This window comes from Streptomyces sp. NPDC001914, from assembly GCF_042891215.1.
In the GTDB taxonomy this organism is placed as follows: Bacteria; Actinomycetota; Actinomycetes; order Streptomycetales; family Streptomycetaceae; genus Streptomyces.
On the sequence record NZ_JBIASW010000013.1, the window covers coordinates 74761 to 94895 of the forward strand.

Genomic DNA, 20135 nt, shown 5'->3' on the forward strand with positions numbered 1-20135 from the left:
GCCTCGTGGCATGGCTCCTCAGGAGTTCAGCATGCGCGGTGCCGTGCTCGCGCGTTCCGTCATCCGGGGCGTGAGCAGGGTCGCCTCGGGGCACGGCGTGCCGTTCAGCTTTCTCATCAGCAGGTCGACCGCCCGTCCGCCCACCTCGGCCGACGGAAGGGCGATCGAGGTGACCGGGACGCGCAGACTCCCGGCGAGTTCGTCCGGACAGATCGCGGTGACGGACAGATCCGCCGGAACCCGCAGACCGAGCTGTTCGAAGGCGTCGATCAATGGTTCCAGGACCGGCTCGTTGTGGACGACGACACCGGTCAACGCGGGCTGCTCGCGCAGGAGTTGCTCGGCGATCCGGCGCGCGGCGGCCGGCGAGGCCTCGCAGGGGTGGACGGACGAGGCCAGACCGCCTCGGTCGGCGGCGGCCGTGAACCCCTGCACCACCCGCTGCGCGAACGCGGTGCCCCGCACGTACACCTCGGGCGGCGACCCGACCAGCGCGACGACCCGGTGCCCGAGCCCCGCGAGCCGCTCCACGCACAGCTCACCGGCCGCCTTGAAGTCCAGGTCGATGCAGGTGAGCCCGTCGGGGGCGGCCGGGAAGCCGATGAGCACCGACGGCCGCTCCAGCGCGCGCAGCAGCGGCAGCCGGGGATCGTGGAGCTGGACGTCCATCACGATCAGCGCGTCCACCAGCGCGGTGTCGGCCACCCGCCGCAGTCCCTCCTCCCCCTCCTCCTGGGTGAGCAGCAGGACGTCGTGGTCGTGCAGCCGGGCCGCCGTCACCACCGACACGGCGAACTGCATCACCACCGGCACATGGATGCCCGCCCGCAGCGGTACCACCAGCGCCAGGACGTTCGACCTGCTGCTGGCCAGCGCCCTGGCCCCGGCGTGCGGCCGGTAGCCCAGCCTGCGGATGCTCTCCTCGACGCGCTGCCGGGTCTCCTCGGAGATCGGCCGCTTGCCGCTGAGGGCGTAGGAGACGGTGCTCGGGGACACCCCGGCGTGCCGCGCCACATCGGTGATCTTGACCATCAGTCGGACTCCAGCTCGACGGAAAGGAAGCCCGTCCCCGCGCGGGCCCGTGCCTCGCGTCCGCCCGAGGCGAGCCCCCAGGGCCTGGACGGATCGCTGCAGGACGCGCGCAGGGTGTTCCCCTCGCGCACGACGGTGAAGGTGACCGGACCGACCGGCACCGACACCCGGGCGCCCCGCTCCAGGCCGTACGCGCGCAGGGTGACCCCGTCGGCGTGGTCGTAGTCGGGGCGGTCGTCCACCGCGCCGACCGGGATCACCGCGCCCGGCCGCACCAGCAGCGGCACGCTGGTGAAACCGTGCCGTTCGCGCACCCAGCGCGGTCCGGTCACCGGCGGTCCGCCGAGGTAGGGGGTCCATGTCCCCTCGGGCACGTAGTACGAGACGTCCCCCTCGTCGCTGAAGACCGGCGCGACCAGCAGATCCGGGCCCAGCATGTACTGCCGCTCCAGATGCGCGCATCCCGGATCGTCCGGGAACTCCAGGACCATCGCCCGCATCATCGGCACCCCCTCGGCGTGGGCGGTGCGGGCGGCCTCGTACAGATACGGCATGAGGCCGAGCTTGAGCCGGGTGAACAGCCGCAGGACGTCCACGGCCTCCTCGTCGAACAGCCAGGGCACGCGGTACGAGGACGAGCCGTGCAGCCTGCTGTGCGAGGACAGCAGCCCGAAGGCGATCCACCGCTTGAACAGCGCCGGCGTCGGTGTCCCCTCGAAGCCGCCGATGTCGTGGCTCCAGAACCCGAAGCCCGACATGCCGAGGCTGAGCCCGCCGCGCAGCGACTCGGCCATCGACGCGTACGTCGCCTCGCAGTCGCCGCCCCAGTGCACCGGGAACCGCTGGCTCCCCGCGGTCGCCGAACGGGCGAAGACGACGGCCTCCTCCTCCCCCCGGTGTTTGCGGAGCACGTCGAACACGGTCTGGTTGTAGAGGTACGTGTAGTAGTTGTGCATCCGCTCCGGGTCGGCGCCGTCGGCGTACGCCACGTCCACCGGGACCCGCTCGCCGAAGTCCGTCTTGAAGCAGTCGACACCCTGTTCCAGCAGCGCCTCCAGCTTCGAGGCGTACCAGTCTCTGGCCGCCGGGCTGGTGAAGTCGACCAGGGCCATGCCCGGCTGCCACAGGTCCCACTGCCACACGCTGCCGTCGGGCCGCCGCAGCAGATGCCCGAGCGCCCGCCCCTCCGCGAACAGCGGTGAGCGCTGCGCGATGTACGGGTTGATCCAGACGCAGATCCGCAGGCCCTTGTCCTTCAGCCGCGTCAGCATGCCCGCCGGGTCGGGGAACACCCGTGGATCCCACCGGAAGTCGCACCAGTTGAACTCGCGCATCCAGAAGCAGTCGAAGTGGAAGACGGACAGCGGGAGTTCACGGTTCCGCATGCCGTCGATGAAGGAGGTGACGGTGTCCTCGTCGTAGGAGGTGGTGAAGGACGTCGACAGCCACAGCCCGAAGGACCAGGAGGGCGGCAGGGCCGGACGACCGGTGAGCGCCGTGTACTTGCGCAGGATGTCCTTCGGGGTGGGGCCGTGGATGACGTAGTACGTCAGTTCCTGTGTCTCGGCGCTGAACTGCACCCGGGAGACCGCCTCCGAGCCGACCTCGAAGGAGACCCGGCCCGGGTGGTCGACGAAGACGCCGTAGCCCGCGTCCGTGAGATAGAACGGCACGTTCTTGTAGGCCTGTTCGGTGGCGGTGCCGCCGTCCGCGTTCCACATGTCCACGACCTGGCCGTTCTTGGCCAGCGGCCCGAACCGCTCGCCGAGGCCGAAGACCTGGGTGCCGACGCCGAGGTCGAGCTGTTCGCGCAGATAGTGGGCGCCGTCCGCGTCCCGCATGATGCCCATGCCCTTGGGGCCGCTGCTGGTCAGGGTCCGGCCGTGCGCGAGGAAGTCGATGTGCCAGGGAGTGGTGCGGGCGACCCGGACGGACAGGGCGCCCGCGGTCAGGGTCGCGTGGTCCTCGTCGTACTCGGTGTGCGGGGTGAACCCGGTTCCGTACAGCTCGAACCGGGGGCCCCGGGGCTCCTCGCCCTGGAAGTGGGTGAACGTGACGCCGATGACGTCGGGCATCGGTGCGTGGGCGCTGATCGTCACGACCGGTCCCTTCAGCAGGTCGCCGCGGTGCCGTATGGGCTGCGTCGGCGCGTGGATCTCCAGGCCGCCCGGGCCCGAGGTCACGTCGAGGACCTCGACCGGGTGGGCCGCGGTGACACCGTCGCGCAGCAGCCAGTAGCCGTCCGTGAACTTCACTGTCCTACCCCTTACTTCACTGCGCCGACGGCGATGCCGCGGGTGAGGGTCCGCTGGAAGAGCAGGAAGAAGACGAGGGCGGGCAGCACGCCCAGCAGGGCGGCCGCGTTCGTCATCGTGGCGTCCATCAGACGCTGCCCCTGGAGGACGCCGAGGGCCACCGACACGGTCTGGTTGTCGTTGGAGATCAGCATGACCAGCGGCAGCAGGAACTCGTTCCACGTCCAGATGAAGAAGAAGACGAGGAGCACGCCGATCGTGGGACGGCTGACCGGGACCACGATCCGCCACAGCACCTGCCACCGGCCCGCCCCGTCGATCCGCGCGGCCTCGATGATCTCGCGTGGGAAGCGCCCGAGCACGGCGGAGAGGAGGTAGGTGCCGAAGGCCGTCTGGATCACCGTGAACACGATGATCACGCTGAGCCTGGTGTCGTAGAGGCCGGCCTGCTTGCTCAGGTAGTAGAGCGGGTAGACCAGCGCCTCCTGCGGCAGCGTGTTGGCGAGGACGAAGAAGGCGAGCACCCAGGCGCGGCCCTTGATCCGGCCGATGCCGATCGCGTACGCGTTCAGCACGGACAGCACCGCCGCCAGGACCGCCACCGACCCGGCGATCAGCACCGAGTTGAGGAGCTTGCGCCCGAAGTCGACACGCTGCCAGAAGTCCTCCAGACCGTCGAGGTAGAGCCCGTGGGGGAGGCCGAGAGGGCCGTGCGCGGAGTACTCGGCGGGCGACTTGACCGCGTTGAGGGCGACCACGGCGAACGGCAGCACCATGAACAGCGCGCCGATGACGAGAGCCGCGAGCACCGGGTAACGGCGGAGCGCGGTCATGGGCGGACCCCTTCCTCGGCGTCCTCGGCGCGGGTCTGGAACCGCAGGCCGATCAGCGCCAGCGCCAGGATGATCACGGTCAGCACGGTGGAGATCGCGGCGCCGTAGCCGACCTGGGTCTTCTCGAAGAAGGTGGTGAAGGAGAAGTACGACGGCACGTCCGTGGCGCCGCCCGGGCCGCCCTTCGTCAGGACGTAGACCGCCCCGAACACCTTCAGCGCGGCGATCGTGCACCACAGCAGGACGACCGAGATCTCCGGGCGGATCTGCGGCAGCGTGATGTGCCAGAACCGCCGCCACCAGCCGGCGCCGTCCAGCTCGGCGGCCTCGTGCAGCCCCGGGTCGACGCGCTGCAGGCCCGCCATGAAGACCACCAGCGGGAAGCCGAGCTGCACCCAGACCATCACCCCCATCACGCTGTACAGCGCGATGTCGGGATCGCCCAACCAGTCCTGCCGCCAGGAGCCCAGGCCGACGGCTTCGAGCAGCGCGTTGAGCGAGCCGTCGTCGGGCGCGAGGATCCAGCTCCACACGATGCCCGCGACCGCGATCGGCAGCACCTGGGGGAGGTAGTAGCAGGCCCGCAGCACCGCCACGATCCTGCTGCCGAAGTGCTTGCCGACGTAGTCGAACAGGGCCGCGGCCAGGACGAGTCCGACGGCCGTCGGGACGACGGCCATCGCCAGCACCATGAACAGGCTGTGCCGGAACGACGCCCAGAACTCGCTGTCGTCCATCAGTTCGCGGTAGTTGGCGAGCCCGGTCCACGAAGGGGTGCCGACGCCCTGCCAGTCGGTGAAGCCGATCGCGGTGTTCATCAGGAACGGCACGACGACGACGGCCGTGAAGGCGATCACGCCGGGCACCAGGAACAGCGCGTAGGACGTGCGCGGGCGGCTCGGGTGACCGGCCCGGGCCTTCAGGCCGGTCACCCGCCCGCCCCGTTCGGCGGTCACCGTCATCGCTGCGGTACGCCCTTGTCGTACGCCTTCTGGAGGTTGTCCAGGTAGGCGTCCGGCTTCTCGCTGCCGGTGATCAGCTTCTGCGTCTCGGAGACGAGGGTGTCGTAGAAGCCCGCCACCGGCCAGTCCGGATAGAAGGCGAGCCCGTCACGCCCCGAGAGGGTGTTGTAGTCGGCTATCAGGGTCTTGGTCTTCGCGTCGGTGATCGCCGCGGTGTCCGCGGCCACCGGGACACCGCCCTTGTTGCCCAGCAGGTTCTGGATCTTCTTCGACATGGTGATGTCGATGAAGTCGTAGGCCAGCTCCTTGTTCTTGGCGCCCTTGGGGACCACCCACAGGTTGCCGCCGGAGCCCAGGGTGAGGTTCGAGCCGGGGAACAGGCCGGAGTCCCAGTCGAACTTCGCCTCCGACTCGAAGCGGCCGTACCACCAGCTTCCGGAGAACAGGATCGGCGACTTGCCCTGGAGCCAGGACACGCCCGCGTCCTCGGCCTTGGTGCCGCTGGACTTCTTGGAGATGTACCCCTTCCTCACCCAGTCGGCGAAGGTGTTCGCCGCGTAGCTCCAGGCCGTGTCGTGGAAGTCGGCCTTGCCCTTGTACAGCTCGTACGTGTCGACCCAGGAGCGGTCGGCCTTGGAGAGGGCGAGCTGGTAGAGGTACTGCTGGGCGATGTACTCGGCGCCCGCGTTGGCGAGCGGGGTGACGCCCTTAGCCACGAACGCGTCCATCGCGGAGACCAGTTCGTCGTACGTGGCCGGCTCGGCGATCCCGTACTTCTTGAAGAGGTCCTTGTTGTAGAAGACCATCGTGTACTCGGCGTAGTTGGGCACGCCGTACCACTTGCCGGAGCCCATGACGCCGTTCGTGTCGTACCGGCTCGTGGTCCTCACGCCGGCGCTGAGCTTCTTGTCCCAGCCGCGCGCGGCGGCCTCCGCCGTCAGATCGGTCAACAGCCCCTGCTTGGACAGCAGTCCGGCCGTCGCGTTGCCCTTGTTGTACTCCATGAGGTCGGGGGCGTCGTTCGAGTTGAGGACCATGGGCGCCGTCTTCTGGATCTGCTCGAAGCCCTTCTCCTCGAACTTCACCTTGACGCCGGGGTGTTGCGCTTCGAATTCCTTGATGGCCTCGTTCCAGGCCGCCCCCATCGCGCTGTTGGGCGCTTCGTAGTGCCACAGTCTGAGTGTCCTGCCGTCCGAGGAGCCACTGTCCGAACCGCCGCAAGCCGTCGCCAGCAGGGCACCTGTCAAGGTCACCGCCACCGCCGCCGCCCTGCGCCGTCGTGTCGTCGACATCCACTGCCTCCCGAGGAGTTGGATGGGTATCGGGCCCGCCATGCACCGTCGTCGAATCGTTTCGATGCATGGCGTCGAAGCGCTTCGACGGGGGAAGGTAGGTGCCGCCCGTGGGCACGTCAATGGGCTGAACCGGAATTGGGGCAGGGGTTCGACGGGTCGGACGGCGTGGGGGGCTACGGGGTATGCACCGGGTCGGGTTCGGGGCGGTGCTGCCGGGATCGCGGGGTGTGTGCCGGGTCGGGTTCGGGATGGTGCTTCCTGGTGCGCGCCGCGCCCGTCCTCGCGGCCAGGGCGGCGATCGCGAGTGCGGTGGTGGCCGCCGCGACCGGGACCGTGTAGCCCGCGGCCGGTGACCAGTGCTCCACCATCCATCCGCCCGCCGCGGAACCGCCGGCTATCCCGCCCAGCAGGCCGGTCACCGCGAGCGTCATGCCCTCGTTCAGCCGGCCCTCGGGCGTGCGCCGCTGGACCAGTGTCATGCCGGTGACCATGGTCGGAGCGGTCGCCATGCCCGCCACGAGCAGCGCGCCCGCGAGCACCGGGAGCGAGCCGGTGAGCCGGACGGCGAGGAGCGGCAGCGTCAGCAGCACGGCCATGGCGCCGACACACACCGCGTAGCGCCGGGCGGCGAGAGTGTCGGCGTCGAACGGGGCGGAGCGCGCGGAGGCCTTGAGGGTCCCGGCGGACCCGCCGGGCCCGGAAGAGCCGGCCGCGTGGCCGGCGGACGTCGTGCGGCCGGGCGACGGAGCCTCCCGCTGAAGCACGCCGAACAGCAGGCCCGCCAAGCACGATCCCGCCGCCTGGAGGGCGAGCACCACGCCCGCGGCGGAGCTGTGTCCCCGCTCGTCCGCGAACGCGATCGTGGCCACCTCCATCGCGCCGAACACCACACCGGTGGCGAGGAAGGAGAGCAGCAGCGGAGGCATTCCGGGCGCGAGCGCGGGCGACCCCGGTGCCGCGGCCGGCCGGGGCGGCGGCTGCGTCGAACGCTGCGCGGTGAAGAGCAGGACGCCCGTCATCAGCAGCGCGGACGCCACGAGCATGCCCGCCTCCGGGGAGACCGCCGTGCACAGGAAGGCCGCGAGCACCGGGCCCAGCATGAAGCACAGCTCGTCCACGGCCTGTTCGAAGGAGTTCGCGGTGTGCAGCGCCGCCGCGTCCCCCTTCAGGAGGTGGGCCCAGCGCGCGCGGGACATCCCTCCCGTGTTGGGGGTCGTCGCGGTGGCGGCGTACGCGGCGAAGAGGGTCCAGTCGGGCGCGCCGAAGCGAACGGACGCCACCAGCCCCGTCCCGCCGAGCAGCGCGAAAGCCGTGGCGGGCACGGCCACCCGGGCCTGCCCATGCCGGTCGACGAGCCGCGCGGTCCAGGGAGCCACCACGGCGGTCGTCGCCAGACCCGTCGCGGTGACGGCGCCGGCGAGCGCGTACGAGCCCCGCGCGCCGGCGATCATGATGACGGCGCTCACGCTGAACATGCCCATGGGCAGCCGGGCGACGAGGTTCCCGAGGGTGAAGGCGCGGGTGCCGGGCAGCGCGAACAGTCGGCGGTACGGGGAGAGCGGTGACATGGGTGAACCGTCGCCCGGGGCTGCGGGAACGGTCCAACACTTACTCCGTCGCGATTCACGCACTTGGGTTGTAGATTCGCGTGATGCCTGGTCAACGCCCCTTTCCCGGTCATCTGGACCTCCGTCTGCTGCGCGCCTTCCTCGCCGTCGCCGAGGAACTGCACTTCACCCGTGCCGCCGCCCGCCTGTACGTGGCCCAGCAGTCCCTGAGCCGCGACATCCGCCGGCTGGAGCGGGAGCTCGGGACGGAGCTGTTCGTGCGGACGACCCGGCAGGTGACGCCGACGCTGGAGGCCCAGCGGCTGCTGCCGTACGCGCGCCGGGTGCTGGAGGCGCACGACGCGCTGCTGGACGCCTTCGCACGGCCCGGCGGTGAGGAACGCCCGCTGCTCGTCGATGTGAACACGCCCGGTCTGGTCTCCAGCCGCATCCTCGACCGGGCCCGTGAACTCGCCCCCGGCAGCGAGCTGATGGCCCGGTACGAGACCGGGCTCACCGGCGCGGCGGCGGACCTGCTCGCCGGCCGTCTGGACGTGTCGTTCGGCCGCTTCGCGGGACTCGACCCCGCGGTGCGGGCCCGGCTGGAGCACCGGATCGTGCGCTACGAGCCGATGGCCGTGGTCCTGCCCGAGGACCATCACCTCGCCGCCCTGGACGCCGTGCCGCTGTCCGCGCTCGCGGGCGAGACCGTGTACGCGGGAGCGGGAAATCCCCGGACGCTGGAGTGGACCGACCTGGCACATCACCTTTTCGAGGGACGGGGTATCAAGCTCGCGTCACCCGCACCGGTGGCCGTCGGACCTCAGGAATTCAGCCGGATCATGGCGAAGTGGCGGAATCCCGTTCTGGCCGTGGTGGAGTTTCCGGCCATGCCCGGCTCGGTGACGAGGCCGCTGACCGATCCCGTACCCCTGTCACCAGTGTCACTTGTGTGGCGCAAGGGACTTGTTCATCCCGGGATCGATGCGCTTGTACGAGCTGCAGACGAACTCGCGAGCGAAGAAAAGTGGCTCCTGAGTCCCCGAGAAGGATGGATTCCGGCCACCGATGCCCTCATTTTCATGAGAGGTACATGAGACGTATCTGTACGAGTCCCGCCCTGCGCTACATTCCTGCCTCCGGGCGCGGTGTGATATTGGGGGCGCTTTGGGCCGGGTGGGGGCTCGGTCCGCACGACATGGACAGCATTTGCCCGGAGTCGTCGCGCACCCGTGAGCAGTCCCATGGGGGGATGCACGTGCGCGTGGAGAACTGGCGGAAAGACGCCCAACCGGCCGAGCGGGACATCGACCAGCGGGACGGACGTCGCGTCGATCCGTCACCTGTGCGGAAAACCGGAGAGACGACCGCCCGGTCGCGGTCCGGCGGAACCCTTTCGTGGCCGGATATGGGGGTTGGCATCAGTCCTGAGCGTGGGGAACGCGTCGAGCGAGCAGTCGGCGGACGTCCCGAGCGAATCCTGGAGCCGGAGACCGAACTGCTCGTCGGTCGTGTGCCGGAGGCCGACGCGCCGGCCGGCAGCCGGCCCGTTGCGGCAGCCACGTCCACGCGTGAACCGGGGGCCGCCGGGTCGGGCTCCGGAGGCACGGTCACGGCGGAGCAGCCGTCCCGCACCCGTACGACCCAGGTGCGGCCCTTCTTCACCGACGGACCCACCTTCGACGACGGTCCGACGGCCGGGCCGCCACCCGACGCCGAGCCGGCCTCCGACCCCTGGGCGCCCGCTTCCTGGGCGGAGTCCGACACCCGGGAGAGCTCCGGTGAACCGGCGAACGGCCACGACCCGCACGAGGTCACCATCCAGCTCGACAGAGCGGGTGATGAGGCCGCCGCCCGGTCCGGCCGCACGGCGGCCGGCCGGCCGGGCAAGGACGCCCCGGCGACGGCCGAGGCCGCGGACCGCCCCGTCTTCGTAGACGCCTCCGGCCGCCGCAGCCGTCGCTTCCGCCGTCTCGGCATGCTCGTCGCCGTGGCCTGCGCGGTCTACGCCGTCGTGATCGCCGCCACGCTCGTGTCGGGCAACTCGAACGCACCCTGGCTCCCGGTGCCGGGCCAGGAGGAGGACACACCCGCGGGGAAGGTCGAGACCTCGCCGCTGCCCACGCAGCGGGTGCACCCCTCCGGCACGGGCGCCGCCCCCGTGCCCGGCGGGGCGCCCAGGGCCTCCGACGGCACGACACCCTTACCGAGTTCGACGGCCACGGGCGCCTCCGCCTCCGCCACCGCCACAGGTGCCTCCGGCGCCCCCGGGCCCAGCACGTCGGCGACGAAGAAGCCGAACCCCGGCACCACACCCAAGGACCCGGACCCCGACCCCGAACCGTCCGCCTCGGCGGACGGCCAGCCCACGGCCTCCGCCCCGGCGACCACACCCGGCGGCACGCCCGCGCCCACGGAGACCACCGGCACCACGGGTGCCGCCGGAGCGGGGGCCGGAACCGAATGAGCGGCCTCCGCCGACGCGCACCCGCCGGACCCACCACCCTGCGACAGGACCGCGACGCCCCGCGCCGCCGCCTGCCCATGCGGTTCCTGCTGCCCCTCCTCGTCCTGCTCGCGATGATGGCGATGCTGATGCTGCGCGGCTACGTGCACAGCGAGATCCTCGCCGACCACCGCGTGCGGCCCGAGGCGGCCACGGACGAGGTGCCGCAGAAGATCCTCGACGGCGGCCCGGTCATCGACACCCGCAGCGGCCGCACGACCAGCCTCAGCGTCCCGGACCACCGTCTCGTCCTCACCTTCGACGACGGCCCGGACCCGACCTGGACCCCCAAGGTCCTGGACGTCCTCAAGGCGAACCACGCCCACGCCGTCTTCTTCGTCACCGGCACCATGGCCTCGCGCTACCCGGACCTCGTCGAGCGGATGGTGAAGGAGGGCCACGAGGTCGGCCTGCACACCTTCAACCACCCCGACCTGTCGTACCAGTCCAGGAGCCGGATCGACTGGGAACTGTCGCAGAACCAACTGGCACTGGAGGGCGCGGCGGGCATCCGCAGCTCCCTGTTCCGTCCTCCGTACTCCTCGTTCGCCGACGCCATGGACGACAGGTCCTGGCCGGTGACGCAGTACGTCGGCACCCGCGGCTACATCACCGTCGTCAACAACACCGACAGCGAGGACTGGAAGAAGCCGGGCGTCGACGAGATCATCCGCCGGGCCACGCCCAAGGGCGGCAAAGGCGCCATCGTCCTGATGCACGACTCGGGCGGCGACCGCCATCAGACCGTGCAGGCGCTCGGCGAGTTCCTGCCCCGGCTCCAGGCCGAGGGCTACCGGTTCCAGAACCTCACCGAGGCACTCGACGCGCCGAGCGCGAACACCCCGGTGACCGGCCTCGACCTGTGGAAGGGCAAGGCCTGGATCTTCCTGGTGCAGGCCTCGGAGAGGACCACCGACGTCCTGGTCGTCGGCGTCGCGATCATCGGCGTGCTGGTCTTCACCCGCTTCGGGATGATGCTCCTGCTCTCCGTCCTGCACGCCCGCCGGGTCCGCCGCAAGGACTTCCGCTGGGGGCCGGAGCCGGTCACCGAACCCGTCACGGTGCTGGTCCCGGCGTACAACGAGGCCAAGTGCATCGAGAACACGGTGAACTCCCTCATGGCGAGCGAGCACCCCGTCGAGATCATCGTCGTCGACGACGGATCGAGCGACGGCACCGCCCGCATCGTCGAGGACATGCACCTGCCGAACGTACGCGTCGTGCGCCAGGTCAACGCCGGCAAGCCCGCCGCCCTCAACCGCGGCCTGGCGAACGCCAGTCACGACATCATCGTGATGATGGACGGCGACACGGTCTTCGAACCGGCGACCGTCCGCGAACTCGTCCAGCCCTTCGCCCACCGCAGGGTCGGCGCGGTCGCCGGCAACGCCAAGGTCGGCAACCGGGAATCCCTCATCGGCTCCTGGCAGCACATCGAGTACGTGATGGGCTTCAACCTCGACCGCCGCATGTACGACCTGCTGCGCTGCATGCCGACCATCCCCGGCGCCGTCGGAGCCTTCCGCCGCACCGCGCTCGAACGGGTCGGCGGCATGAGCGACGACACCCTCGCCGAGGACACCGACATCACGATGGCCCTCCACCGCGACGGCTGGCGGGTCGTCTACGCGGAGAACGCGCGCGCCTGGACCGAGGCCCCCGAGTCCGTGCAGCAACTGTGGTCCCAGCGCTACCGCTGGTGCTACGGCACCATGCAGGCGATCTGGAAGCACCGCCGCGCCCTGATCGAACGGGGCCCGTCGGGCCGCTTCGGCCGGATCGGCCTTCCCCTGGTCTCCCTGTTCATGGTCCTGGCCCCGCTCCTCGCGCCGCTGATCGACGTCTTCCTCCTGTACGGCGTCGTCTTCGGCCCGACCCAGAAGACGATCGTCGCCTGGCTCGGCGTCCTCACCATCCAGGCGGTGTGCGCGGCGTACGCGTTCCGCCTGGACAAGGAACGCATGACCCATCTGATCTCGCTGCCCCTGCAGCAGATCCTCTACCGGCAGTTGATGTACGTCGTCCTGCTGCAGTCCTGGATCACCGCCCTCACCGGCGGCCGGCTGCGCTGGCAGAAGCTGCGCCGCACCGGCGTCGTGGGCGCGGCCCCGGGATCGGCTCCGGGCCCGGCCCCAGGACCGGTCCCGCAGCAGCCGGCGTCGCACGGCGGGAACGAACGGAGGCCGGTCGGATGACCACGCACGACCACCCGGCGGGGTCGACTCCGCCGCTGGGCACCCCGAAGCCGACGGTCCCGCAGCCGCGTACGTACCCGGGAGCGCCCGCGGACGACTGGCTGCGGCCCGGGCCGTGGGAGGGTACGGACGCGGCGCACTTCCCCGAGCCGGGGCCACTTGCCGGGACCGCCGCAGGGCCGGACCCGGCGGGCGTGGCCGCGCCGGATCCAGGGGCCTCGACGGCGTCGGAGCCGGGGACCGTCACAGGAGCGCAGCCGGGGACCGCCGCAGGAGCGGAACCGGGGGAGAAGCCGGCCCCGCGTCGCCCCGGCCGGGACCGCTACCTGGACCTGCTGCGCTCCATGGCACTGGTCCGCGTGGTCGTGTACCACCTGATGGGCTGGGGCTGGCTGACCGTCGTCTTCCCCTCCATGGGCGTGATGTTCGCGCTCGCCGGCTCCCTGATGGCCCGCTCGCTGAGCCGGCCGCCGCTGAGCGTGATCAGGGGACGCGTACGGCGTCTGCTGCCCCCGCTCTGGGCGTTCAGCGCGGTGGCGCTGGCCATGATGTTCGCGGGCGGCTGGAACCCCCTGCACGACCCCGACCACGGCGGCACGTGGGGCCTGATCGACCTGCTCAACTACATCGTCCCGGTCGGCGCTCCGCCCTTCCCCTGGAGCGTCGGCTCCAAGTCGGGCCTGCTGGAGGACACGTGGGCGGTCCAGAGCGCGGGCGTGCTCTGGTACCTGCGCGCGTACCTGTGGTTCGTGGTCGCCTCCCCGCTCATGCTGTGGGCGTTCCGCCGTGCTCCGTGGGTGACCGTGCTGGCTCCCCTCGCCCTGACGGCGGTGGTCGGCACCGGGCTGGTCACCATCCCCGGCGAGACCGGCAACGCCGTCACCGACTTCGCCGTCTACGGCGGCTGCTGGATCCTGGGCTTCGCCCACCACGAGGGAACGCTCGTGAAGGTCCCGCGCTACATCGCCATCTCCTGCTCGGCCATGGTGATGGCCTTCGCGCTGTGGTGGGCCTCGGGCCATCTGGGCCCCGACGGCTGGGACTTGAACGACATCCCGCTGGCCGACGCGATGTGGTCCTTCGGTTTCGTGGTGATCCTGCTCCAGTACAGCCCGTCCTGGCGGGAACTGCCGGGCCGCCTCGCCCGGTGGGACAAGCTGGTGACGCTGTCCAACAACCGCGCGGTCACGATCTACCTGTGGCACAACATGCTCATCATGGCCACGGTGCCGGTCCTCGACCAGCTCTACAACCTCCCCTTCATGGACAACGAGGGAGCGACGGCGGCCCTGGACTCCACCTACACCCTGTGGATGTTCGTCCTGGTGTGGCCGCTGATAGGCCTGACCATCCTGGCCGTCGGCTGGATCGAGGACATCGCGGCCAAGCGGAGCCCGCGCCTGTGGCCGAACGGGGCCAAGGGGCGCGGGGGCGGGGGGCGTTCGCCGGGTCGGGGGCATCGGGCGAAGGCCTAGCGGCCGCTGAAGCCGGACGACGAGGGTGTTCCCCGAGCCGGTACTTCCCCGCATCGGACGCGTGGGGACACTCTCGTCCTGTTTCCTCCCGCGATATCACTCAATCGAAGGTTCTGCGTGGCTGTTTGGTCCCGCTATGAACCTCTATATCCGCCTGCCCGGCCCCCTTCGTCGTGGTGCGGTGCCGGTGCTCCCGCTAGCGTGACGTGCCGCCTCCTCCCGCCCCCCCACGCCGCCAGGAGCCCCGTGAACCGCCGCGCCCGCCTGCTCTCCACCGCCGCCCTGCTCCTGCTGACCGCCTGCGGTGGGGGTGAGGGGGAGCGGGGGATCTCGGGGGTGGGGGGTGCGAGGTCGGCGGGGCCGGGGGTGAGTGCGACCGCCTCCCGGGGGCGGCCCGCCATCGTCTTCCCGTCCGACGCGCGCAACGTGTTCGAGGACCGGAAGAGCGGGGATGCCAGGAAGGATGCGGTACTGGCGGACAACGCCGAGCGCATCAACTCCATCGACGATGCGATCTTCCGGGGAACGGTGAACACCGAAGCCCTCGGCTTCTACAGCGCGGAAGGCGCTCTGGGCAGCGCCCGGCTGTTCATCAAGGGGTACCTGGAAGACGGTCGTTCATGGACGGGGACCACCCGCTATTTCGACCGCCGGGTCAGCTTCCACCCCGACGGCAGCGCGGCTGTCGTGTACTGCTCGGACGAGAGCGACTCCTTCCTCAAGAACCGGACGACGAACAAGCCCGAGAAGACGCCGACCTCGGCGGACAGCTACGTGCTGTACAACACCAGGCTGGTCGAGAACTCGGACGGTGTCTGGCAGACCACAAACGTCATCTCGAAGCGGGGCGCCGCGCAGTGCCGGCCGTGAAGCGGTTCACCGGTTCGGCGGCGCTCACAGCTCTCCTCTGCTGTGCGGCGCTCGGCTCCGAGGCCGCGTATGCCGGTGGCCGTGCGGGCGAGAGCAACGAGCGCACCGCGCTCCAGCCGAGCGGAAGCGCGACAGCTGACGGCATGCTGTCCGCCGCCGCCGGGGCTGTTGTGTTCGATCGTTCGAGGAACGGGGGCGGGGTGACCACTGGGCCCGTGACCTCGGCCTCGGGCAACTGGGCTCCGCCCGCCTGCTATTACGCCCCGAAGTACACCCCGGCCCAGATGCGGACGTACAAGGAGTCGATCTGGGGCGTCGAATCGACGGGGTACCAGTGGGACGCGAGTCAGCGCGACACTTACGTGAACGGGCATCCTTACAAGGACTTCAACAAGGCCAGGTCCGGCAAGGGCTACTGGTGGGACGCGTACGTCACGCCGGGCCACGAGGGCGACCCGGCCGCCTCCACGTGCACGGAGGACAACTTCTGGGTCGACAAGGGCGCGGCCCCACCGGCGGACATCCCGGAGGCGATCACTCCGGAGATGCTGGCGCAGCTCGCGTACGCGGAGATCCGTGTGCCGTCGACGAAGGTGGACCTGGCTCCGGCGGGGACGACGAAGGTGAATCTGCCGACGTGGGCGTGGCTGGACACGGCGAAGTTCAAGCCGGTGTCAGTGACCGCGTCGGTCCCGCTGCTGAACGTGACGGCGACGACGACGGCGGAGCCGGTCTCGCTGCGGATCGAGCCCGGTACGGGGGACGCGCAGACGTATCCCGCGTCCGGCGTCTGCGAGATCACGGGAGACCGTATCGGCGAGGCGTACGCGAGGGGCAGGGCCGGGGAGACACCTCCCTGCGGACTGCGGTACCTGCGTTCCTCGGGCGGGAGTTCGTACCGGTTGCAGGCCACCCTCACCTGGCGGATCCACTGGACGGGCACCGGCATACCCGGCCCGCGGAACCTGCCGGACGGCACCTTCGGGGCAGGCCAGGACGTCGTCGTACAGGAGATCCAGTCCATCAACCGCTGAGTCCGGCTCCACGGACTCCCTGGGATCCGGAGAGAGCAGAGGGCGTGGCGGAGCGGTTGGCTGTCGACGGTGACGAGCTGTCGCACTTCATGAAGATGCTCGGCAAGTCGACCGAGTCGTTGCGGGGACTGCGCAGGGCGTTGGAGGACGCCACGGTCACCGGTCTGGGAACGGACGACCTCGACTGCGCCTGCGAGGAGTTCCAGGACAACTGGAAGTACGGGGCCGACCAGATCGGCGAGCAGACCGAGGACCTGGCCGAGATCATCGGGAAGAGCCGGGACAGCTACCGCGAGGTGGACCAGGCCCTGGAGCGGGCGCTGAGGAAGGCCGGTAACGGCAGGGGCGGCGGTACGACGTGACGTACGCGCCCGAGGACACGGGGGCGGCGGCCGACCCGCGGACCCTCGCCGACCACGACAGGCCGCAGGGGCTCAAGTCGGTTCCGCGTATGCCCAACCCCGACTACCCGCATCTCGGGTTCAACCCGGTGCCGGGCAGTACGGAGACCGTGAGCGGACTGAGCAAGAAGCTCACGGGGTGCGCGAAGGTTCTCGAAGAGACGCACGGGCTGGTCACGAGGCTGATGGACGGCAGCTACTGGAAGGGCGACGCGGCGGTCGCCTTCCGCGAGCAGCTGGGCGGCGGGCCGCTCCCCCTGAACCTGCGGAACGCGGCGCACTCCATCCGGAAGGCGGCCGGCCAACTGGGCCGCTGGGAAGGCGAACTCGACGACTTCCAGCGGCGGGCCAAGCGACTCGAACAGGACGCGAAGGACGCCCAGGGCGCCGTGGACCGGGCGAAGGGTCACGCCACGAAAGCGGGTGACAGCCCCGACCTGGAAGGGAAGGGCGCCGCGCACGACGAGGCACGGAAGGCTCTGACCAAGGCGAACACGGCGGTGGACGACGCCGAGGACGCTCTGCGCCGGATTCGCGGCAAGGCGCGTGAACTCGCCGAGGAACACGAGCAGCGGGCCCGTCTCCGCGCGGGCAAGATCCGCGACGCCACGAAGAAGCTGACTCCTCATGAGCAGGGTTGGTTCGACTCGGCCCTGGACTGGGTCACCGAGAACCTGCCGGACATCCTCAGCACGCTGGGGGCTGTGATCGGGTTGGTTGCGTTGTTTGTGGTGTCGGGTGGGGCGTTGGCTGCGGCGCTCTTGCTTGCCACTGCTGCCTTGAGCGGCACGGCACTGGCGTTGCGGGTCTTTGGTGATCCGACGCTGCGCGAATCCCTGTGGGACGGATTCACCAAGGGCGAGTTGGACACTGACTTCTGGAGCAACATCGTCACGGTCGGTGGTGACGCGCTCGGCGTGCTTCCCGGTGTCGGCGCGGTAGGCAAGGGAGCCGCAATCGCCGGTCGAGCCACTGGTGAGGCGGGAGAAGCCTTGACGCTCACCCAGCGAGCGGGGCGATTCGGTGCGGAAACCATGGAGCACGCGAAGTCCATCGCAGACCTGGACAACGCACTGCTCGGCTTCACTGTCCGGGGCGCTCGAGCCGCTCCCATCGCCAGGGCTGTCGAAGTCACTTCGGCCTCGCTTGGTGTTGGTACGGCGGGGTTCGGCCTGGTCACAGCCGCTGTCGACGCTGATGACGACGGGCTCAAGGACGGCTCCGTGGCAAGCATTGACGGAGCGCGATTCGGCCTTGATACCGGTGTTCTTGTGAGTCTTGCCCGACATGTCTTCTGAGTCGGAACAGAGAGAAGAGCTTGCCTTATGGATCCAACGGACTACCGCACTGCCTGGGACCATCCGCCGACCAGGCGTGCGTGGCTTCAGCACATGATCATGATTGCCGGACGTCTGATCGGCTGGCTCGTCGTCTGGGCCGGAAGCCTGTTCCTCACCCTGGCAACACCACGTTGGATCGGTTGGCTGTTTCTCGTTCTGCTCGTCTATGCGACCTTCCGAGCCGTCCTCCAACTCGCCTACATCCGACCCTCCATCCTGATCCAGCGTGTCCTCTGGCAGTACCCCTGGCAGTTCCTTTCGGATGTGCCCCGGGGGCGGAACCGGCATCCGGCGGTTGAAGAGGACGAGATGTGGCTGGAGTTGCCCAATCCCGAGGAGCCGGGGGAGCGGATTCCACTGCTGTTCCTTTCCGGGATGCGCACCTTCTGGTGGATGCGACGGTTCGGCACGGCTCGTACGAAGCCGGAGCTGAAGGCGGAGATCGAGCCGCTCTGGTTCGCCGGTGACCCCCGTTTCATCGCCGTCATCGCGGCTTCCCGGCGAAAGGGCGAGGGCCCCAAGCGCCTGCACCTGCTCTATCAGCGCACGGCCACGGGCCGCCGCGGCATCGAGCCGACCGACTGGAACGCGAGCTCGGCCGCCCTCGAACGGGCTCGTCGTTCCGGCGCTCACGTCCCCGACACGGTACGCCCGCACTCGCAGCCTCACTGACTCGTACTCGCACTCGTACCAGGGAGGATCCGATGACCACGGCCCCTCATTTCACCGTCGCGGACTCGGCCGAAGATCCCGAGGCCGAGATCTGGTTCGCGGAGCCCGCCGGCTTCACCGCGGTGCCTCTGGACGCGCTGCATCCCGAGCCGGGCTCCGCGGCTGCGGAGCAACTGATTTCCGCCTTCGCGCCGTTCCTCGAAGCGGCTCCCGACGAGTCGGCACGGCAGCAGTTCATCGCGCTGTTCGGGCAAGGGCAGAGACTGCTGGGTGCGTTGAGAGAGACCGGAACCGTGCATTGCTCGATCGGGTTGCACAGGGACGACGTCGACGAGGGGGCCGAGGGCGGTGGCGGGCCGCTGCTGTCGTTCTTCACCGTCTCCTGGCGGGACATCGCGGTGTCACCGCGAGCCGTGACGGCTGCCCGTGCGGTGAGCGGGCTCGACGCCAGGACACCCGTCGAGTACGCCGAACTCCCCTGCGGACCGGTCACGTTCAGCGAGACCGTCCATACCCCCGGAGCGGTCGAGGGACTTCCAAGGACCCCCTTGCTCCAGCTCCGGGCCCACCTGCCGCACCCGGACTGCAAGCGACTGGCCGTGCTCACGCTGAGCACGACCGCCGTCGGACGCCGCGAGCACTATTGGGCGATCCTGCACCGGATCGCGACACTGGCCGGTTTCGCCAATCCGCTGCGTCCCGCCTTGTCCGAGGCGCCGTAACCGGGGTCGAGTTGCTCCGAGGACGACAACTGGAGGCGGACCGCCCGTTGTCCGCCGCCGGCATCCGCTCGGCAGGGTTCGCGTTGGTGTCGTCTCGCAGGCCCCGTTAGCGTGTTGGTGCCTTCCGCACCCCATGCCCCTCTGGAGTCTGCCCGTGAACCGCCGTTCCCATCTGCTTGTCACAGCCACTGTCGGAGTGTCAGCCGCACTGATTCTGTCCGCGTGCGGCGGGGGTGGTGACAAGCCGGAGGCCAACGACAAGATCGTCGGCGGGGACGCCGGGAGCAAGAAGTCGGCCGCGCCCAGCGCGAGTGCGACGCAGCCGACAGGTCGACCGAGGATCGAGCTGCCATCGGATCTCACGCTGACCTTCGAAGGGTCGAAGACCGGCGACGACATCAAGGACGCCGTCCTCGCCGACAGCGCGGAGAACATGCGGGCCGTGGACGCGGCGATCACCGGGACGGATCCCAAGGGTGAGGCGATCGGGTACTACAACACCGGCAAGGCTCTCGAGGCCGCGTTGACCTGGGTCGACCAGTTCAAGGACGCGGGTTCGACTCTCACTGGTGAGGCGCGGTACTACGACCGGACCGTGACTCTCAAGGGCAAGACGTACGCCTTGCTCACGTTCTGCGCGGACGAGAGCAAGGGCTATACCAAGGACAAGAAGACCAACAAGGTCAACAAGACTCCGGTGACGAAGAACAGTTACGTCTTTTACAACACACGCTTGGACAAGAACTCGGACGGTGTGTGGCAGACATCGCAGATCGTTTCCGTCAGGGGGGCGGATCAGTGTCAGCCGTAGGGAGGCCGCACGGTCCGTGACGCTCTGCGGTGCCGTATCCGGCACGTGAGGCTTTCCCGGAGGCGCCCTGGCCAGGGGGCGAGTTGCTTTGCGGACAGCAACTCGGCGAAGCGTCCTGCAGGTGGTCTCGGCTCAACCGGAGCCTCTCGCATGCCATTTGGGCACACTATGGGCTTCTTTGGTCC

Annotated in this window: 17 protein-coding genes; 11 read left to right on the forward strand and 6 right to left on the reverse strand. The window is 69.8% G+C overall.

The window, feature by feature from the left end; all coding sequences use genetic code 11:
• Positions 1-18 precede the first annotated feature (18 nt).
• From ACFYYF_RS30430 to ACFYYF_RS30455, 6 genes are all read right to left on the reverse strand, one after another.
• Complete coding sequence (locus ACFYYF_RS30430) at positions 19-1032, reverse strand: LacI family DNA-binding transcriptional regulator (RefSeq protein ID WP_388780725.1); 1014 nt, start codon at positions 1030-1032, stop codon at positions 19-21.
• The gene (gene yicI / locus ACFYYF_RS30435) at positions 1032-3287 is read right to left on the reverse strand and encodes an alpha-xylosidase (RefSeq protein WP_388780726.1); all 2256 of its coding nucleotides are present in this window, start codon (positions 3285-3287) and stop codon (positions 1032-1034) included. Before yicI ends, ACFYYF_RS30430 begins: the two co-directional genes overlap by 1 nt.
• 11 nt (positions 3288-3298) lie before the next feature.
• Complete coding sequence (locus ACFYYF_RS30440; RefSeq protein WP_388780727.1) at positions 3299-4120, reverse strand: carbohydrate ABC transporter permease; 822 nt, start codon at positions 4118-4120, stop codon at positions 3299-3301.
• Positions 4117-5082, reverse strand: coding sequence for a carbohydrate ABC transporter permease (locus tag ACFYYF_RS30445; RefSeq protein WP_388780728.1), 966 nt, complete (start codon positions 5080-5082; stop codon positions 4117-4119). The genes ACFYYF_RS30440 and ACFYYF_RS30445 overlap by 4 nt, the downstream gene beginning before the upstream one ends.
• Complete coding sequence (locus ACFYYF_RS30450; RefSeq protein WP_388780729.1) at positions 5079-6374, reverse strand: ABC transporter substrate-binding protein; 1296 nt, start codon at positions 6372-6374, stop codon at positions 5079-5081. Before ACFYYF_RS30450 ends, ACFYYF_RS30445 begins: the two co-directional genes overlap by 4 nt.
• A gap of 176 nt (positions 6375-6550) precedes the next feature.
• Complete coding sequence (locus ACFYYF_RS30455) at positions 6551-7945, reverse strand: MFS transporter (protein ID WP_388780730.1); 1395 nt, start codon at positions 7943-7945, stop codon at positions 6551-6553.
• An 83-nt stretch (positions 7946-8028) separates the two neighbouring features.
• On the opposite strand from ACFYYF_RS30455, the gene ACFYYF_RS30460 reads away from it, so the two are divergent.
• The 11 genes from ACFYYF_RS30460 to ACFYYF_RS30510 all read left to right on the forward strand — a co-directional run bounded on the left by ACFYYF_RS30460 (position 8029) and on the right by ACFYYF_RS30510 (position 19950).
• Positions 8029-9021, forward strand: a complete 993-nt coding sequence (locus tag ACFYYF_RS30460) for a LysR family transcriptional regulator (RefSeq protein WP_388780731.1) — start codon at positions 8029-8031, stop codon at positions 9019-9021.
• A gap of 311 nt (positions 9022-9332) precedes the next feature.
• Positions 9333-10391 carry a hypothetical protein gene (locus ACFYYF_RS30465; protein WP_388780732.1) on the forward strand — a complete coding sequence of 353 codons (1059 nt, stop codon included), beginning with the start codon at positions 9333-9335 and terminating at the stop codon, positions 10389-10391.
• Positions 10388-12625 carry a glycosyltransferase gene (locus ACFYYF_RS30470; protein ID WP_388780733.1) on the forward strand — a complete coding sequence of 746 codons (2238 nt, stop codon included), beginning with the start codon at positions 10388-10390 and terminating at the stop codon, positions 12623-12625. The genes ACFYYF_RS30465 and ACFYYF_RS30470 overlap by 4 nt, the downstream gene beginning before the upstream one ends.
• On the forward strand, positions 12622-14100 hold the full coding sequence (locus ACFYYF_RS30475; protein WP_388780734.1) for an acyltransferase family protein: 1479 nt from the start codon (positions 12622-12624) through the stop codon (positions 14098-14100). The genes ACFYYF_RS30470 and ACFYYF_RS30475 overlap by 4 nt, the downstream gene beginning before the upstream one ends.
• 246 nt (positions 14101-14346) lie before the next feature.
• A complete protein-coding gene (locus ACFYYF_RS30480; protein WP_388780735.1) occupies positions 14347-14970 on the forward strand; it encodes a hypothetical protein in 624 nt (207 codons plus the stop codon).
• Positions 14958-16004, forward strand: a complete 1047-nt coding sequence (locus ACFYYF_RS30485; protein WP_388780736.1) for a hypothetical protein — start codon at positions 14958-14960, stop codon at positions 16002-16004. Before ACFYYF_RS30480 ends, ACFYYF_RS30485 begins: the two co-directional genes overlap by 13 nt.
• Before the next feature lie 44 nt (positions 16005-16048).
• Positions 16049-16366 (forward strand): type VII secretion target, encoded by a 318-nt coding sequence (locus tag ACFYYF_RS30490; protein WP_361681366.1) that lies wholly within the window; start codon positions 16049-16051, stop codon positions 16364-16366.
• Positions 16363-17703, forward strand: coding sequence for a hypothetical protein (locus ACFYYF_RS30495; RefSeq protein WP_388780737.1), 1341 nt, complete (start codon positions 16363-16365; stop codon positions 17701-17703). Before ACFYYF_RS30490 ends, ACFYYF_RS30495 begins: the two co-directional genes overlap by 4 nt.
• Positions 17704-17802: 99 nt before the next feature.
• Positions 17803-18417, forward strand: a complete 615-nt coding sequence (locus tag ACFYYF_RS30500) for a hypothetical protein (protein WP_388780738.1) — start codon at positions 17803-17805, stop codon at positions 18415-18417.
• A 32-nt stretch (positions 18418-18449) separates the two neighbouring features.
• Entirely contained in the window at positions 18450-19139 is a 690-nt protein-coding gene (locus tag ACFYYF_RS30505) for a hypothetical protein (protein WP_388780739.1), read from the forward strand.
• 154 nt (positions 19140-19293) lie between these two features.
• Positions 19294-19950 (forward strand): hypothetical protein, encoded by a 657-nt coding sequence (locus ACFYYF_RS30510; protein WP_388780740.1) that lies wholly within the window; start codon positions 19294-19296, stop codon positions 19948-19950.
• The last annotated feature ends 185 nt before the right edge of the window (positions 19951-20135 follow it).

Excerpts from the sequence above, each read along its gene's own strand:
- ACFYYF_RS30465 (WP_388780732.1), top strand. The coding sequence starts at position 9,333 with ATGGGGGTTGGCATCAGTCCTGAGCGTGGGGAACGCGTCGAGCGAGCA.
- ACFYYF_RS30430 (WP_388780725.1), bottom strand. The coding sequence starts at position 1,032 with ATGGTCAAGATCACCGATGTGGCGCGGCACGCCGGGGTGTCCCCGAGC.
- ACFYYF_RS30440 (WP_388780727.1), bottom strand. The coding sequence starts at position 4,120 with ATGACCGCGCTCCGCCGTTACCCGGTGCTCGCGGCTCTCGTCATCGGC.
- ACFYYF_RS30455 (WP_388780730.1), bottom strand. The coding sequence starts at position 7,945 with ATGTCACCGCTCTCCCCGTACCGCCGACTGTTCGCGCTGCCCGGCACC.
- ACFYYF_RS30460 (WP_388780731.1), top strand. The coding sequence starts at position 8,029 with ATGCCTGGTCAACGCCCCTTTCCCGGTCATCTGGACCTCCGTCTGCTG.
- ACFYYF_RS30450 (WP_388780729.1), bottom strand. The coding sequence starts at position 6,374 with ATGTCGACGACACGACGGCGCAGGGCGGCGGCGGTGGCGGTGACCTTG.
- ACFYYF_RS30505 (WP_388780739.1), top strand. The coding sequence starts at position 18,450 with ATGACCACGGCCCCTCATTTCACCGTCGCGGACTCGGCCGAAGATCCC.
- ACFYYF_RS30445 (WP_388780728.1), bottom strand. The coding sequence starts at position 5,082 with ATGACGGTGACCGCCGAACGGGGCGGGCGGGTGACCGGCCTGAAGGCC.
- ACFYYF_RS30475 (WP_388780734.1), top strand. The coding sequence starts at position 12,622 with ATGACCACGCACGACCACCCGGCGGGGTCGACTCCGCCGCTGGGCACC.
- ACFYYF_RS30470 (WP_388780733.1), top strand. The coding sequence starts at position 10,388 with ATGAGCGGCCTCCGCCGACGCGCACCCGCCGGACCCACCACCCTGCGA.
- ACFYYF_RS30500 (WP_388780738.1), top strand. The coding sequence starts at position 17,803 with ATGATTGCCGGACGTCTGATCGGCTGGCTCGTCGTCTGGGCCGGAAGC.